The sequence below is a fragment of the Streptomyces sp. NPDC021080 genome (assembly GCF_044333225.1).
Classification (GTDB): Bacteria; Actinomycetota; Actinomycetes; order Streptomycetales; family Streptomycetaceae; genus Streptomyces.
Map to the genome: position 1 here is coordinate 649,229 of NZ_JBIRQM010000003.1, position 14,502 is coordinate 663,730.

At 71.4% G+C, this 14,502-nt stretch carries 14 protein-coding genes; 8 read left to right on the forward strand and 6 right to left on the reverse strand.

Going from position 1 to position 14,502, the window contains the following annotated elements:
- Positions 1-54: 54 nt before the first annotated feature.
- Both ACH4S8_RS10205 and ACH4S8_RS10210 read right to left on the reverse strand, forming a co-directional pair.
- Entirely contained in the window at positions 55-1,293 is a 1,239-nt protein-coding gene (locus ACH4S8_RS10205) for a BN159_2729 family protein (protein ID WP_398392247.1), read from the reverse strand.
- Positions 1,290-1,871, reverse strand: a complete 582-nt coding sequence (locus tag ACH4S8_RS10210) for an RNA polymerase sigma factor (protein ID WP_398392248.1) — start codon at positions 1,869-1,871, stop codon at positions 1,290-1,292. The genes ACH4S8_RS10205 and ACH4S8_RS10210 overlap by 4 nt, the downstream gene beginning before the upstream one ends.
- A 427-nt stretch (positions 1,872-2,298) precedes the next feature.
- Here ACH4S8_RS10210 and ACH4S8_RS10215 point away from each other — a divergent pair, with 427 nt between their 5' ends.
- From ACH4S8_RS10215 to ACH4S8_RS10230, 4 genes are all read left to right on the forward strand, one after another.
- Positions 2,299-2,766 carry a transcriptional regulator gene (locus tag ACH4S8_RS10215; protein ID WP_398392249.1) on the forward strand — a complete coding sequence of 156 codons (468 nt, stop codon included), beginning with the start codon at positions 2,299-2,301 and terminating at the stop codon, positions 2,764-2,766.
- A 6-nt stretch (positions 2,767-2,772) separates the two neighbouring features.
- Positions 2,773-3,348 (forward strand): hypothetical protein, encoded by a 576-nt coding sequence (locus tag ACH4S8_RS10220; protein ID WP_398392250.1) that lies wholly within the window; start codon positions 2,773-2,775, stop codon positions 3,346-3,348.
- Between the two features lie 284 nt (positions 3,349-3,632).
- Positions 3,633-5,075 carry an adenylosuccinate lyase gene (gene purB, locus ACH4S8_RS10225; protein WP_398392251.1) on the forward strand — a complete coding sequence of 481 codons (1,443 nt, stop codon included), beginning with the start codon at positions 3,633-3,635 and terminating at the stop codon, positions 5,073-5,075.
- A 458-nt stretch (positions 5,076-5,533) separates the two neighbouring features.
- Positions 5,534-6,349: a nucleotidyltransferase domain-containing protein gene (locus ACH4S8_RS10230; RefSeq protein ID WP_398392252.1), complete on the forward strand. Its 816-nt coding sequence runs from the start codon at positions 5,534-5,536 to the stop codon at positions 6,347-6,349.
- Between the two features lie 316 nt (positions 6,350-6,665).
- Here ACH4S8_RS10230 and ACH4S8_RS10235 read toward each other — a convergent pair whose 3' ends face one another.
- Together ACH4S8_RS10235 and ACH4S8_RS10240 are read right to left on the reverse strand one after the other, a co-directional pair.
- A complete protein-coding gene (locus ACH4S8_RS10235; RefSeq protein WP_398392253.1) occupies positions 6,666-7,391 on the reverse strand; it encodes an ABC transporter permease subunit in 726 nt (241 codons plus the stop codon).
- A gap of 2 nt (positions 7,392-7,393) precedes the next feature.
- Entirely contained in the window at positions 7,394-8,320 is a 927-nt protein-coding gene (locus ACH4S8_RS10240; protein ID WP_398392254.1) for an ABC transporter ATP-binding protein, read from the reverse strand.
- 108 nt (positions 8,321-8,428) lie between these two features.
- On the opposite strand from ACH4S8_RS10240, the gene ACH4S8_RS10245 reads away from it, so the two are divergent.
- From ACH4S8_RS10245 to ACH4S8_RS10255, 3 genes are all read left to right on the forward strand, one after another.
- The gene (locus ACH4S8_RS10245; RefSeq protein ID WP_398392255.1) at positions 8,429-9,592 is read left to right on the forward strand and encodes a sensor histidine kinase; all 1,164 of its coding nucleotides are present in this window, start codon (positions 8,429-8,431) and stop codon (positions 9,590-9,592) included.
- Positions 9,593-9,606: 14 nt separating this feature from the next.
- On the forward strand, positions 9,607-10,269 hold the full coding sequence (locus ACH4S8_RS10250; protein WP_398392256.1) for a response regulator: 663 nt from the start codon (positions 9,607-9,609) through the stop codon (positions 10,267-10,269).
- 98 nt (positions 10,270-10,367) lie between these two features.
- A complete protein-coding gene (locus ACH4S8_RS10255; protein ID WP_398392257.1) occupies positions 10,368-11,525 on the forward strand; it encodes an ROK family transcriptional regulator in 1,158 nt (385 codons plus the stop codon).
- Positions 11,526-11,726: 201 nt separating this feature from the next.
- Here ACH4S8_RS10255 and ACH4S8_RS10260 read toward each other — a convergent pair whose 3' ends face one another.
- Both ACH4S8_RS10260 and ACH4S8_RS10265 read right to left on the reverse strand, forming a co-directional pair.
- The gene (locus ACH4S8_RS10260; protein ID WP_398392258.1) at positions 11,727-12,488 is read right to left on the reverse strand and encodes a GntR family transcriptional regulator; all 762 of its coding nucleotides are present in this window, start codon (positions 12,486-12,488) and stop codon (positions 11,727-11,729) included.
- Positions 12,489-12,757: 269 nt separating this feature from the next.
- A complete protein-coding gene (locus ACH4S8_RS10265; RefSeq protein WP_398392259.1) occupies positions 12,758-13,642 on the reverse strand; it encodes an RNA polymerase sigma-70 factor in 885 nt (294 codons plus the stop codon).
- 112 nt (positions 13,643-13,754) lie between these two features.
- Here ACH4S8_RS10265 and ACH4S8_RS10270 point away from each other — a divergent pair, with 112 nt between their 5' ends.
- On the forward strand, positions 13,755-14,408 hold the full coding sequence (locus ACH4S8_RS10270) for an NADPH-dependent F420 reductase (protein ID WP_398392260.1): 654 nt from the start codon (positions 13,755-13,757) through the stop codon (positions 14,406-14,408).
- Positions 14,409-14,502: the final 94 nt, after the last annotated feature.

Genomic DNA, 14,502 nt, shown 5'->3' on the forward strand with positions numbered 1-14,502 from the left:
GCGCGGGGCACCACGAGTGAGAAACAGCCAGCCGAAGCGGCGGCCCGGCCGCGATCAGGCGCTGTCCCCGGCCATTCCGGCGGAGGGCAGGGGGGTGGCCGTCAGCGGGCCGTGCGCCATGACGATCGAGGCGAGCGGATAGGGGGGCCCGTCCGTGCCGCGCAGGATCAGCAGGGGCATCCCGCGCTCGTCCTGACGCCGGCCGAGCGACAGCCAGATGCGGTCGGTCCGGTCCACCTGCCCGACCCCGAGGTCGTAGATCCGCCCCCAGAGGAAGAAGGGATCGGCGGCCGCGTCACTCGCTTCCTGGAGGAGTTCGGGGACACCGTGCGCGGTGAGGTGGACGGCGACCCCGTCGAGGGTTCCCGCGGCCACCTGAGCATGCCCCGCCGTCCTGGTCCGGACGTTGCGGGGAGCCCCGATCGCGTCGAGCCAGTACTCCCAGTCGGCCAGGCACGTGGCCTTGACGGCCACCGTCACCCGCTCGCCGTCCGCCGTGATCTGCATGGCCTCCAGGCGTGCGAGGTGGTCGGACTGCAGGCTCGCGGCGACGGAGACCGCGCGGGCGGAGGCACTGCCCCAGCCGACCGTGCGCGACCGCGCGGCGGCCGGCCGTACCCGCGGGACCTGGCCCTCGACCCGCCTCGGGACCGGCGCGGCCCCGTGGTCCAGGACGACCCGTCCGGGATCGCGGCCGGCGAGGTGCAGGACGATCGCACCGCGCGCGGCCGGCACGAGCGGCGAGGGCGCGGAGGCACGGTCGTGCCGCGGATCGGGGTCCTCGCCGCCGGGGGACGGCTCCTCGTGGTCCGGCACGGACGCGGGAGCGTGATCGTGCCGGGGCTCGAACTCCCCGCCGCCGGGAACGGGTTCCTCGCGCTGCGGCGCGGGCGCCGGGGCACGGTCGTGCCGCGTCCCGGCGGCGTCCGAGCCGTCGGCGACCGGCTCCCGCTCGTCGCGTTCAGGCACGGACGCCGGCGCACGGTCGTGCCGGGGCTCGACGTCGTCGCCGGGGATCAGCCCCTTGCGGTTGAGCGCGGTGGCGATCCGCATCGCGACCTCGCTCGGATAGCCGCAGTCCTCGACGATCGTGTCCACGGCCGCGTGATAGGCCTGCGGACGGTTCTGCCCGGCCTCGACCTGGGTCCGCAGCCGTTCGAGAACACCGGCCCCGCCCGCCTCCACCAGACGCCCCTGCGCCTCCAGGTCGGCGACGAACTCCCTGGCGAACGCGCCGAGTTGCTCGGCGAGATGGACTTCGACAGCCGAACGGATCCCGGGCACCGTGGTCATGCCGCCACCCCCAGGTACTCGCTGCGCAGCTTGGCCAGAGCCCTGAACTGCAGGGTCTTCACGGCACCTTCGGACCGTTCCATCTGGCGCGCCGTCTCCAGCACCGAGAACTCCATCAGGAACCGGCGGGTCAGGACTTCGCGCTGCGGCGGCCGCAACTGCTCCAGGGCCCGGCGCAGCAACTCCTCGTCCAGACTGATCAGTACGGTGTCCTCGGTGCTGACCGTGAGATCTTCGTCGAAGCCGAGCATGTCCTCGACGACGAACTCGCGGCGCTGGGCACTCTTGCAATGGTCGATGACCTTGTTCCGGGCGATGGCGATCAGCCAGCCCACGAAGCCGATGCCGCGATACGTGAAAGTCCCGCGTTTCATCCAGGCATTGAGAAAGGTCTCGCCGGTGATGTCCTCGGCGACCTGCCGATTGCGTACACGGCGTTGTACGTAAGCCAGTACCGCGGGGTGGTGCAGGGCGTAGAGCTCCCCGAACGCGTCCCGGTCGCCCGCGAGCGCTCGGGCGATAAGGGCCGGTTCTCTGGTGTCGAACCGCGGTGTGGCGGCGTTAGCCTCGGCGATCAAGGCCTACTCCGTTCATGAGTGGATGAACTGTGGTGGGCAGGTGCTGCGACGGTCCGCTCCGGCCATGGCCGGGCTCGGGCGCCGGATGACCGGGTCGTCGTGTCCGAAGGTTTCGAGGCGTCCCCCGCGGTTGCCTCGCAGCTCTGGAGCCTGGTCGAGCCGATGCCGAGGCGGTGCAAATAGGTTCCCCTCAAAGGGACTTGCATACGTGCGACTAACTCACAGTCATGCAACATATGCAACTTGCGTACACGTACGCAAGTTGCTTCGCCCGGATGACTGCGGGACTTTTTGTGGGGAACTGGAGTGCGAGCCGTCCCCCTTGGCCTGGTATGACGGCCAAACGCCTATTGACCTGCGAAGATGCACGCATGCAAGTCGCGTGCAAGTTGCATACACGCGCGCTACTCTCCGGAACATGCGGAGCATGGAAGAGTCCCCCCACGAGTCCCGCGGTGAGCGACAAGCTCTCGCAAGGAGGGTTGGCGAGTACCTCACAAATGCCGCGACAGCGGCCGGGTACGACGTCCGCCCACGAGCCGGTGGCCGGGCTCAGCTGGCCATCTCGATTGGAGTGAGCCTGACGACGATCAGCAGAACGCTGGAAGGAAAGACCCTCCCCCTCCCCTCGCAACTGACCACATGGGCGTCAGTACTTGGCCTCGACCAGCGCGAGATGTTGGTGAACAGCGGCATGCTTCCGCCGGAACACGGGCCTCAGCCTGTGGTACGGAGGGTAGCCTCAGCATCACTCACCCCGGAGGAGGCCATGGACGCATGGGGAATCACTGATCTCAGAATCCGCACAATGCTCAGCGGGAACATCGTCCAAGCGATCGAGCTCCAAAAGGACCTCGATGCCGACGACAGCCGGGGGGCCACTGCAAGGGGGTAACGAAACGTGGCGTACAGACTGGCATTCGCGTCCGCCGCCAGCTGCACAGCCGGCTGGACATTCGTGGGCGAGGGCGTCTGGCACCATACATGGGAGTTCGCGACAGTCGGGATCGGCCTGTTGACCATGGGCGTGGCCGGGGCGCTTGCCGCCCTGCTCCGCCACACGGTCAACCAGGTCGATGCCCGTACCCGGCATGATCTCAGCGTCCTGGCGGAGCGCCGGCGACGTCTGGAGCTGGACATGCACAGGCGTGAGCTGGACCTGTCACAACGCGAGAGAGCCATGGCCCGCAGGGCCACCGTCACAGCCATCCGACTCGGCAGTCATGCCCGAGCCCTCGACGAGGCGCGGAACGCGAACACGGCACTGCGCGCCAAGAACTCCGAGCTCATGCAGGAGATCGAGGAAGTCAACGACGAGCGCAACCAGTTGGTCACGGCAGAGCTCACCTTCACCCGCGACCGGTTCACTTCCAAGACGTACGGGGGCCTGCGCGCTGTTGTCGGCAGCGAGCGGTCCCACCCCGATCCACACGCCCAAGCGGGGTACGGAACCCGTCCCCCGCGTTCCGGATCCTGAGCACCTTCCTGCGAAAACGTTCCACCAACACATCTGTCCATCAATACGGTGAACAACTCCCCTCTGTTCAAAGGAGTTGAGCGTCAATCCGCCGGGCCCACCGGTGGAGGCAGGAGCGACGACGTGGTTCGTGGTGCGCGCCGAGCGTGACACCTGCGCCCCGTCCCCGCACCTCTCACGCACGCCCCGGTCCGCCGGGGGGTGCCGCTCCGCCCTGACCTGCGCATCCGGGACGCGGCGGACATAACAGAACCCTCGCCGGACAGCCGGTATGCTCCGTACACGTGACTGCCGCGCCTGCAAAGCCCCGTATCCCCAACGTTCTCGCCGGACGCTACGCCTCCGCCGAGCTCGCCACGCTCTGGTCCCCCGAGCAGAAGGTCAAGCTGGAGCGTCAGCTCTGGCTCGCCGTGCTGCGGGCCCAGAAGGACCTCGGGATCGAGGTGCCGGACGCCGCCATCGCGGACTACGAGCGCGTCCTCGACCAGGTCGACCTCGCCTCCATCGCCGAGCGCGAGAAGGTGACCCGGCACGACGTGAAGGCGCGGATCGAGGAGTTCAACGACCTCGCCGGCCACGAGCACGTGCACAAGGGCATGACGTCCCGTGACCTCACCGAGAACGTCGAGCAGCTGCAGATCCGGCTCTCGCTGGAGCTGATGCGCGACCGTACGGTGGCGGTCCTGGCCCGGCTGGCCAAGCTCGCCGGCGAGTACGCCGAGCTGGTCATGGCCGGCCGCTCCCACAACGTGGCCGCACAGGCCACCACTCTGGGCAAGCGCTTCGCGACCGCCGCGGACGAGATGCTCGTCGCGTACGGCCGCCTCGAGGAGCTGCTCGGCCGCTACCCGCTGCGCGGCATCAAGGGCCCGGTCGGCACGGCCCAGGACATGCTCGACCTGCTGGGCGGCGACGCGGCCAAGCTCGCGGACCTGGAGCAGCGCATCGCCGGGCACCTCGGCTTCTCGCAGGCCTTCACCTCCGTCGGCCAGGTCTACCCGCGCTCCCTGGACTACGACGTCGTGACCGCGCTGGTGCAGCTGGCGGCCGCCCCGTCCTCGACGGCCAAGACGATCCGGCTCATGGCCGGGCACGAGCTGGTCACCGAGGGCTTCAAGCCCGGCCAGGTCGGCTCCTCCGCGATGCCGCACAAGATGAACACCCGCTCCTGCGAGCGTGTCAACGGCCTGATGGTCATCCTGCGCGGCTACGCGTCGATGACCGGCGAGCTGGCCGGCGACCAGTGGAACGAGGGCGACGTGTCGTGCTCGGTGGTGCGCCGGGTCGCGCTGCCGGACGCCTTCTTCGCGCTGGACGGTCTGCTGGAGACCTTCCTGACCGTCCTCGACGAGTTCGGCGCCTTCCCGGCCGTCGTCGCCCGCGAGCTGGACCGCTACCTGCCGTTCCTCGCGACGACCAAGGTCCTGATGGGCGCGGTGCGCGCCGGTGTCGGCCGTGAGGTCGCCCACGAGGCGATCAAGGAGAACGCCGTCGCCTCGGCCCTCGCCATGCGCGAGCAGGGCGCCGAGCGCAACGAGCTGCTCGACAAGCTCGCCGCGGACGAGCGGATCCCGCTGGACCGCGCGCAGCTCGACGAGCTGATGGCCGACAAGCTGTCCTTCACGGGAGCCGCGGCCGATCAGGTGGCCGTCGTCGTCGGCCGTGTCGAGGAGATCGTGAAGCAGCACCCGGAGGCCGCGGGCTACACGCCCGGCGCGATCCTCTGACCCAGCTCGCCCCAGCGGACCTGGAGGCCGCCCGCGACCGGCTCGTGCCGGATCCCTCGCGGTCGGCCTCTCGGCTTTTCCGGCTGCGCCGAGCCGGTCCGGTGCCGGGCTCCACCATGAGACCTCCCCTCGGGCCGACGGCCTCTCCCGGCCGGGCGACGCTTCTCCGCGCGACGCCCTTTCGCGCCCCGGCGGCCCTCCGGCCCAGGCGCCCCTCTCCGCCTGACAGCCCTCCCGGCCCGGTGGCTCTTCCCGACCCGGCCGCTCTTCCCTGCCCAGGGCTCTTCCCGCCGCAGCGGGACTTCCCGCCCCGGTGGCCCTCCCGGTCCGACGGCCCTCCCGGGCACGTACGGGCTCCTGACTCCTGACTCCTGACTCCTGGTGAGGGTGAAACGGTCGTTCTCCGGCGGCAGGCAATTCGGTCGCGGGCGTGGATGCGGCTCGGCAGACTCCGGGGTATGGAGCGTCTTGTGGAGATCGCGGATCGGCTGACCGAGGTGGGCGGCATCGTCGGTGTGTGTCTGGGAGGCAGCCGTGCCAGTGGCACGCACCGTCCCGATTCCGACTTCGATCTGGGCCTGTACTACCGGCAGCCGCTGGACACCGCCGCTCTGCGCCTGCTCGCCGCGCAGCTGACCGGTGGCCCCGTCGAGGTGACCGAGCCGGGCGGCTGGGGGCCGTGGGTGGACGGCGGCGGCTGGCTCACCGTCGACGGTCACCGCGTCGACTGGATCTACCGCGACCTGGACCGGGTGCACCGCGTCTGGCGGCAGTGCCTCGCCGGGCGGTTCGAGATCGGTGTTCAGCCCGGCCATCCCCTGGGCGTGTACTCCCACGCCTACGTCGGCGAACTGGCCGTCGGACACGTCCTGGCCGACCCCGGCGGTGAGCTTCGGGAGCTGCGGGAGCGGACGCGCCACTACCCCGAGCCGCTGCGTGAGGCGCTCATGGACAACGCGCGGTGGGAGGCACCGTTCATCCTGGCCGGCGCCCGCAAGGGGGCTGCCCGCGGAGATGTCTTCTACGTCGCCGGCTGCCTCTTCCGCGCGGTCGGGCTTCTCGCGCACGCCCTTCATGCCCATGCCCGGCGTTGGGTGCTCAACGAGAAGGGGGCGGTCCGGGCCGCGGGAGAACTCGCCAGCGCCCCGGCCGGGTTCGCCGGACGGGCCCACGGACTGTTCGCCGCGCTCGACACCGCACCGGAGACCCTCGCCGCCGCGCTCGACGACGCCGACAAGCTGGTCGGCGAGGTATGCGCTCGCCTCGACCGGTGATCAGACCCCGGTACGGCCCTGTCCCGTGGTCACGGCGGCTCTGTCTCCGTGAACACGGCGGACCGGTCTCCGTGTTCACGACCGGTCTCCGTGAACACGGCGGATCCACTCCCGTGATCACCGACGGCAGCCTGAACTCCTGGTCCTCGCCGAGTCGGGAGATGCCGAGGGCGACCCGGCGGCCGACCCGCTGTGCCCCGTGGGGAACTCCTCGGCGCACAGCCGGCCGATCGTGGCGAGCCGCTCAGCGACGGTCATGACGTCCGGTGAAGCCGCCGCCACCGACAACCGGTGAGGCGTCACGGAGCCGGTGCGGTCACGCGTCCCTGCGCCGGACGCACCACGCGCCCGCGCCCAGCGCCGCGGCGGTCCACAGCGCCGTCACGGCGAGCCCGCTCCAGGGTCCCAGGGCACCGTCCCACGTCTCGTGCAGGACCGTCTGCCCGGCCTTGTCCGGCAGGAAGTCCGCCACGCTCCCGGACGCGTTCCCGACGACGAAGGACACGATCAGGAGGAACGGGATCAGGATGCTCAGCGTCGCGACCCCGCTGCGCAGGACGGCCGTCAGACCCGCCGCGAACAGGGCCATCAGGGACAGGTAGACCGCACAGCCGGCCACGCCCCGCAGTTCCTCCGTCCAGGTCAGGGCGTCCGCCCGGGAGCCGAGCACGGACGTCCCCACGACCAGACCGGCCACGCCGGTGACCAGGCCGATCCCCAGGGCCGGTACGCCGATCGCCACCGTCTTGGCCAGGAACCAGCGCCCCCGGTCGGGAACCGCCGCCAGCGAGACGCGCAGCGCGCCGCCCTGGTACTCGGCCGAGACCGCCTGGGCTCCGAAGGTGATGGCCGCGATCTGGCCGAAAGTGACACCGAAGAGCGCCGAGAAGAGCGGGTCGAAGTCCGGATCGGCGGAGTCGTCGAGCCCGGCGAGCGCGGAGAAGACGACCGTGGCCGCGAGAACCCCCAGCAGGCCCCAGAGGAGCGGGCGCAACGTCCGGATCTTGATCAGTTCCGCGCGGAGTGCGGGTGCGAAGGACATCGTCAGGCCTCCTGAGGCTGCGTCGGGGCGGCGAACTCGGTCTCGTCGGCCGTCAGATCCAGATAGGCCTGCTCCAACGTGCCCTCTTCCGCGGCAAGTTCGAGGATGGAGAGGCCGGCGGCCGAGGTGAGGCGGCCGATGTCCTCCAGTTGCGCGTCGAACGCGGTCCAGCGGCCCTCCTCGCCCTCCACGGCCTCGATGCCGTGTTCCGCGAACAGGCCGCCCAGGGCGCGGCTGTCCGTGCTGCGCACCCGGACGCGGGGCTGCACACGTGCGTCGATGAACTCGCGCATCGGCATGTCGGCCAGAAGCCGACCACGGCCGAGGACGACGAGCTGGTCGGCGAAGGAGGCGGTCTCGTTCATGAGGTGGCTGGAGACGAGGACGGTGCGCCCCTCCCGGGCCAGCCGGCGCAACAGCTCCCGGATCCAGATGATCCCTTCGGGGTCCAGCCCGTTCGACGGTTCGTCCAGGAGCACCACGGGCGGGTCGCCGAGGAGGGCGGCCGCGATGCCCAGCCGCTGACGCATGCCCAGGGAGTACGTCTTCACCCGGCGCCGGGCGACCGCGGCAAGTCCCGTCTCCTCCAGCACCTCGTCGACCCGGCGTTCGGGGATCCGGTTGGTGGCGGCGAGCGCCCTCAGATGGTCCCGGGCGGTCCGCGAGCCGTGCGCGGCGCCCGCGTCGAGGAGGGCGCCCACCTTCCGCAGCGGTTCGTCGATGGTGGCGTACGCGCGGCCCCCGACGGTGGCGGTGCCGGAGGTGGGCCGGTCCAGGCCCAGCACGAGCCGCATGGTGGTGGACTTTCCGGCGCCGTTGGGGCCGAGGAATCCGGTGACGCGGCCCGGGAGGACGCTGAAGGTCAGGTGGTCCACGGCGCGCCGGGTGCCGTACTCCTTGGTCAGGTCTTGGACGTCGATGCTGGTCATGGGCACAGCCTGACCGCCGGAGACCCGTGACCACCTCCCCCGCGGGTGGAGATCGTCTCCCCCGCCCGGGGGAGGTCCGTTGTCGGTGCCCGCTGGCAGGATGGCGCAATGGCCCGATTTCTGCGCCCGCTGCTGTGGGGGACGACGTACACGCGTTTGCTGCACCTGTGGGTGCCGATGCTGTTCGTCAGCGTGTGGCTGTTCATCGACTCCTCGAAGCCGTGGGTGCCCGCGATCCTGCTGATTCCGTTCGGGCTGATCCCGGCGGTGCGGCGGGGCGAGGGGGTGCAGGCGCGGTTCATGCTGGCGCCGGGCGATCGGGACGGCAAGGACACGGTGTTCTCGGTCACTCCTTCGGCCGGATGGCGGGACCGGTGGCGGACGGTGCTCTGGCTCGAAGCGCGCCTGTTGCTGGGCTGGGTGACCTGCGGTGCCAGCGTCTGGCTGCCCGTGTTCGCCGTCGATCTCGGCAGGGCGGCCACCGGCTACCGGCCCACCGACGATCCCGTGGTGATGCTCCTGGACCCGCACTGGAGCTGCGCCCTGCTGATCCCGCTGCCCCTGCTCGTCCTGTACGGCGCGGTGGTCGGCCTCGGCGAGCTGGTCACGGCGCTCGCGCGGCACCTCCTCGGCCCCTCCCCCGCCGAGCGGCTCGCGGCGCTCGAGGAGCGCACCGAGCAGCTCCTGGAGCGCAACCGCATCGCCCGTGAGCTCCACGACTCCATCGGCCACGCGCTCACCGTCGCGGTGGTGCAGGCCGGCGCCGCGCGCGCGGCCGGCGACCCGGAGTTCACCGAGCGCGCCCTGGCCGCCATAGAGGACACCGGAAGGGCCGCCCTGGAGGATCTGGAGCGGGTGCTGGGCGTGCTGCGCGAGGCGGAACGCCCCGTGAGCAGCCGCCCCACGCTGGCGGACGCCGACCGGCTGCTGGAGTCGGCGCGCACCTCCGGGGCCAAGGTGGACGCCGAGGTCTCGGGCCCGCTGGAGACGGTGGCCGGTCCGGTGTCCAGAGAGGGCTACCGCATCCTCCAGGAGGCGCTCACCAATGTGCTGCGGCACGCCGGGAGCGTCCCGGTGCGGGTCCGGATCGAGGTCAGGGACGGCACGCTCTCCCTGGAGGTCCGCAATCCGCTGCCGGACGGCAGAGCCGGTTCCGGGCGGGGCAGCGGTCTGCGCGGCATACGGGAGCGGGCCGCGCTGCTCGGCGGCAGCGCCCGGACAGGCCCGCACGAGGGTGACTGGCAGGTGCACGCCGAGCTTCCGTCGCACTGATCTACGCTGGCCGGATGCCGGTCACCGTTCTGCTCGTCGACGACGAACCCCTCGTACGCGCGGGACTGCGCGCCGTTCTGGAGGCGCAGCCCGACATCGAGGTCGTCGGTGAGGCCGCCGACGGCGCCGCCGTGATCCCGCTGGTCCGGCAGCTGCGTCCGGACGTGGTCGCCATGGATGTCCGGATGCCCCTGATGGACGGCATCGAGGCCACCCGCGCGGTGCTGCGGACGGTCGCCGACCCGCCCAAGATCCTCGTGGTGACGACGTTCGAGAACGACGAATACGTCTACGAGGCGCTGCGCGCGGGTGCCGACGGCTTCCTCCTGAAGCGCGCGCGGCCGGCCGAGATCGTGCATGCGGTCCGGCTCGTGGCCGAGGGCGAGTCCCTGCTGTTCCCCGCGTCCGTACGGCAGTTGGCGGCCGAGTACGGGGACGGCGGGGGCAGTCCGGCGGCGCGGGCCGTCATGGAGAGGGCCGCACTGACCGAGCGCGAGGCGGACGTGCTGCGGCTGATGGCCCGGGGGATGTCCAACGCCGAGATCGCCGCGCGGCTGGTCGTCGGCACGGAGACGGTCAAGTCGCACGTCAGCTCCGTACTGGCGAAGCTGGGGGCCCGGGACCGTACTCAGGCGGTCATCGCGGCCTACGAGTCCGGGTTCGTGGCTCCGGGCTGACGGCGGCCCGCGGACGGGAAAGGGTCCCCGGCTCTCGCCGGGGTCCCCCGCGACGAGTACGATCCGGCCAACACGCGTACAAGCTGGGAGGACGGACGTTGGGGCAGTTGACCGGCGGGGATCCCTCTCTGCTGCGACGGATCAATTCCGCGGTGGTCCTGCACGCCTTGCGTGCCACGGACTGCGCGACCCTCACCGAGATCACCCGGGTGACCGGATTGTCACGGCCGACGGTCGAGGGAGTCGTCGAGGGGCTGATCGAGAACGGGCTCGTCGTCGAGAAGGCGGCCGAGGAGGGCGCCACGCGGCGCCAGGGGCGTCCGGCGCGCAGGTTCCGGTTCCGGGCCGAGGCGGGGCATCTGCTGGGCCTGGAGATCGGCCCGCACCGCGTCGCGGCGCTGCTCGCGGACCTGGACGGGCGCGTGATGGGCGCGATGGCCAAGGACGTGGAGGAGACGGCGTCCGCCGACGAGCGGCTGGAGCGGCTGCGGGTGGCGGTCGCCGAGCTGCTGCGCCGGGCGGGCGTCGCCCGCAGCTCGCTGCGCGCGGTGGGCGTGGGAAGCCCCGGGATCGTGGAGGCGGACGGCACCGTACGCCTGGGCACGGCGCTGCCGGAGTGGACGGGCCTGCCGCTGGGCGAGCGGCTGAGCCGTTCCTTCAAGTGCCCGGTGCTCGTGGAGAACGACGCCAACGCGGCGGCCGTCGCGGAGCACTGGAAGGGGGCGGCGACCGAGTCCGACGACGTCGTGTTCGTCCTGGCGGGACTGAGTCCGGGCGCCGGCTCCCTGATCGGCGGACGGCTGCACCGGGGGTTCGGCGGGGCGGCCGGCGAGATCGGCGCGCTGCATCTGCTGGGCCGTGACGTCACCCCCGAGACGCTGCTGTCGACGACGGACGAACCGTTGCACCCGCTCGACGAGCAGGCGGTCGCGAAGGTGTTCGCGCTGGCCAAGGACGGCGACCAGCGGGCGCGCGCGGCGGTCGACCGCTTCATCCAGCGACTGGTGCACGACGTGGCCGCCCTGGTCCTCGCCCTCGACCCGGAACTGGTCGTCATCGGCGGCTGGGCGGCCGGTCTGGACGGCGTACTGGAGCCACTGCGCAGGGAGTTGGCGCGCTACTGCCTGCGTCCGCCCAGGGTGGCCCTCTCGATGCTGGGCGAGGCGGCCGTGGCGACCGGTGCGCTGCGGCTGGCCCTCGACCATGTGGAGGAGGAGCTGTTCGCGGTGGAAGGAACCGTGACCGCGCGCCGCTGAAGCGCGAGCGAGACGACGGCGTCGGCCACTGCCCCGACCCCGGTCACGGGCCGATCCCGACCCCGACCCCGACCCCGGTCACAGCCACAGCCACAGCCACAGCCACAGCCACGAAACCCGTCGCGCCCTGAAGTGTTCCGGGGTGCGACGGGTGTGGTTCCGGATCGTGCTCGACGGGCGCGGCGTCCGGAGCCGGACGGCTCAGGAGGCGCGGCGCTCCGGGTCGTGGTGGATCTCCACGCCGCCGGAATCACCGAACGTGAGCCGGCAGGTGTCGGCACGGTACGTGGCCACGGACACCGCCGCGGTGCGCCCCTCGGTGAAGAACCGGGTCGTGACGACGAGAACGGGCGCTCCGGGAAGGCGGTCGAGCTCCTTGGCGTCGTCCGCACGGGCCGAGCCCAGTTCGACGGCGCGGTCCTGGCCTTCCAGTTCCAGGCGCTGGAGCTCCCGCAGCACGGCACGCGCGCGTGCCGCGCCCGAAGGCGCGTCGATCGCCGACAGGTCCGGAACCGAGGACGCCGGGATGTACAGAAGCTCGGCGGCGGCGGGCTGACCGTGCGTCACCAGGGACCGGCGCACGGTGTGCACCGGCTCGCCGTCGGCGGTCTCCAGGATGCCGGCCACCGGCGCGGGCGGCGCCGTCACGGTGCAGTCCGCGGCGTGCCAGGCGTCACCGGCCGCCCCCGGCCACACGTGCTGCTCGGTTCCGACGGCCACACCCACGCGCGGGGGTGCCACGGTGGTGCCCACACCGCGTCGGCGCTGCAGGCGGCCTTCCAGTTCGAGCTGCTCGAGCGCCTGGCGCAGAGTCGCCCGGGCGACACCGAAGCGGGCCGCCAGGTCACGTTCGTTGGGCAGGATCTCGCCCACGGTGAACTCGGAGTCCAGCGCTTCGCTGAGCACGGTCCTGAGGTGCCAGTACTTCGGTTCCGGCACCGATTCCAACTGCGTGGTCCCCACCCTGTCCTCCGCAATCGCCGTGGCCCGGCGGCGTTTTAACGCCCTTGTTTATTAAAGGTTCCTGCACTATCCCTGCGACGATAGGCCTGCCCCCACCCTTGGTCAAGACCAATCCTCGAACCCTTACGGATTGCGCGGGCGCTCCGCCGGGGAGCGTTCACGGGGTGTTCTCGCCGGGCGACGTCCGTGACACAACGCCGAAAGCCCCCGTACAAGAACGGGGGCTCTCGCTGTCCTGCGCCGCCTCTTCGGGAGGCGTTCGACCGTGGCTATTCGGCGGGGATCGTCGTCAGCTTCTCCGGGTTGCGCACGATGTAGACGCACTGGATACGGCCGTCCGCGACGTCCAGTTGGATGATGCTGTCCGGCTTGCCCTCGGACAGCGCGAGCACCGCGAGACCGCCGTTGACCTCCAGGAAGCGCAACGACAGACCGGGCACGCCCTTCCTGGCGACGCCGATGACGAAGCGGCCGACCTTCTCCGGGGTGTCGAGGATCCGCAGCGGTGCCTGGGCCAGGCCGCCGCTGTCGCCGATGAGCCGGGCCTGTGGTGCCAGCAGGGACATGAGCCCCTCCAGATCCCCCTCGTCCGCCGCGGCGAGGAACCGCTCGGTGAGGTCACGGCGTTCGGCCGGGTCCACCTCGTAGCGCGGCCGCCGTTCCTCGACGTGCCTGCGGGCCCGCCCGGCGAGTTGGCGCACCGCGGGCTCGCCCTTGTCGAGGACCGCCGCGATGTCGGCGTACGGATAGCCGAACGCCTCCCTCAGGACAAACACCGCGCGTTCCAGCGGTGACAGGGACTCCAGGACGACGAGGACCGCGAGGGAGACGGTGTCGGCGAGGACCGCCCGTTCGGCGCTGTCGGCGACGGTGTCGCCGAAGTCGGTGGGGTACGGCTCCGGGAGCCACGGTCCGACATAGGTCTCACGGCGCGACCGGACCTGGCGCAGCCGGTCGATGGCGAGCCGGGTCGTGACACGGACCAGGTACCCGCGCGGTTCACGCACCTCCGACCGGTCTTCCGTGGACCAGCGCAGCCACGCTTCCTGGACGACGTCCTCCGCGTCGGCCACGCGGGCGAGCATGCGGTACGCCACACCCATCAGTACGGGACGGTGTTCCTCGAAGACATCGGTCGCCGTGTCGATCGCCACCGCACCATCCCACCCGACACATTCCCCGGTGTCCAGGCGAAACGGCCGGACCCGGCGCACAATGACCGCGGGCCGACGGTGGCCGACGGTCCCGACAACGGGAGGAACGACGATGCGGTACGGGGTTCTGGGCACGGGCGACGTGGGGCGCGCGCTTGCCGGCAAGCTGGTCGGACTGGGGCACGAGGTGTGCCTGGGTTCGCGTACGAAGGACAACGCGGCGGCCGTCGAGTGGGCGGGCGGCGCGGGTCCCGCGGCACAGCACGGCACCTTCGAGGACGCCGCGGCGTTCGGCGACGTGGTCGTGAACGCGGTGGGCGGGCGGATCGCGCTCGCCGTGCTGCGGTCGGCCGGGGAGGAAAACCTGGACGGCAAGGTGCTGTTGGACGTCTCCAACCCCATGGCGTTCGAGGACGGCGAGCTGCGGCTGTCTCCCGTCGAGTCGGACAGCGTGGGCGAGCAGATCCAGCGGGCGTTCCCGGGAGCCCGCGTGGTGAAGAGTCTCAACACCGTCAACAGCCAGGTGATGGTGGATCCTTCGCGGGTGCCGGGCGAGCACCAGATCTTCGTCTCCGGTGACGACGAGAGCGCCAAGGAGCAGGTGACGGCGCTGCTGGGCGAGTTCGGCTGGCCCGCGGACCGCGTGTTCGACCTCGGGGGCATCCGGACCGCGCGGTCCGCGGAGATGTACCTGCCGCTGTGGCTGAACCTCATGCGGGGCATCGGGCACGCGGACTTCAACGTGGAGGTGCGCAGGGCGCATTAGCGCGGGCCGCAGGGTCCTGGTGCGGGAGCAGCGCGTCGACACGGGCCGGGGGTCCTGGTGCGGGAGCCGCGCGCCAGGACGCCCGTGGGACCGG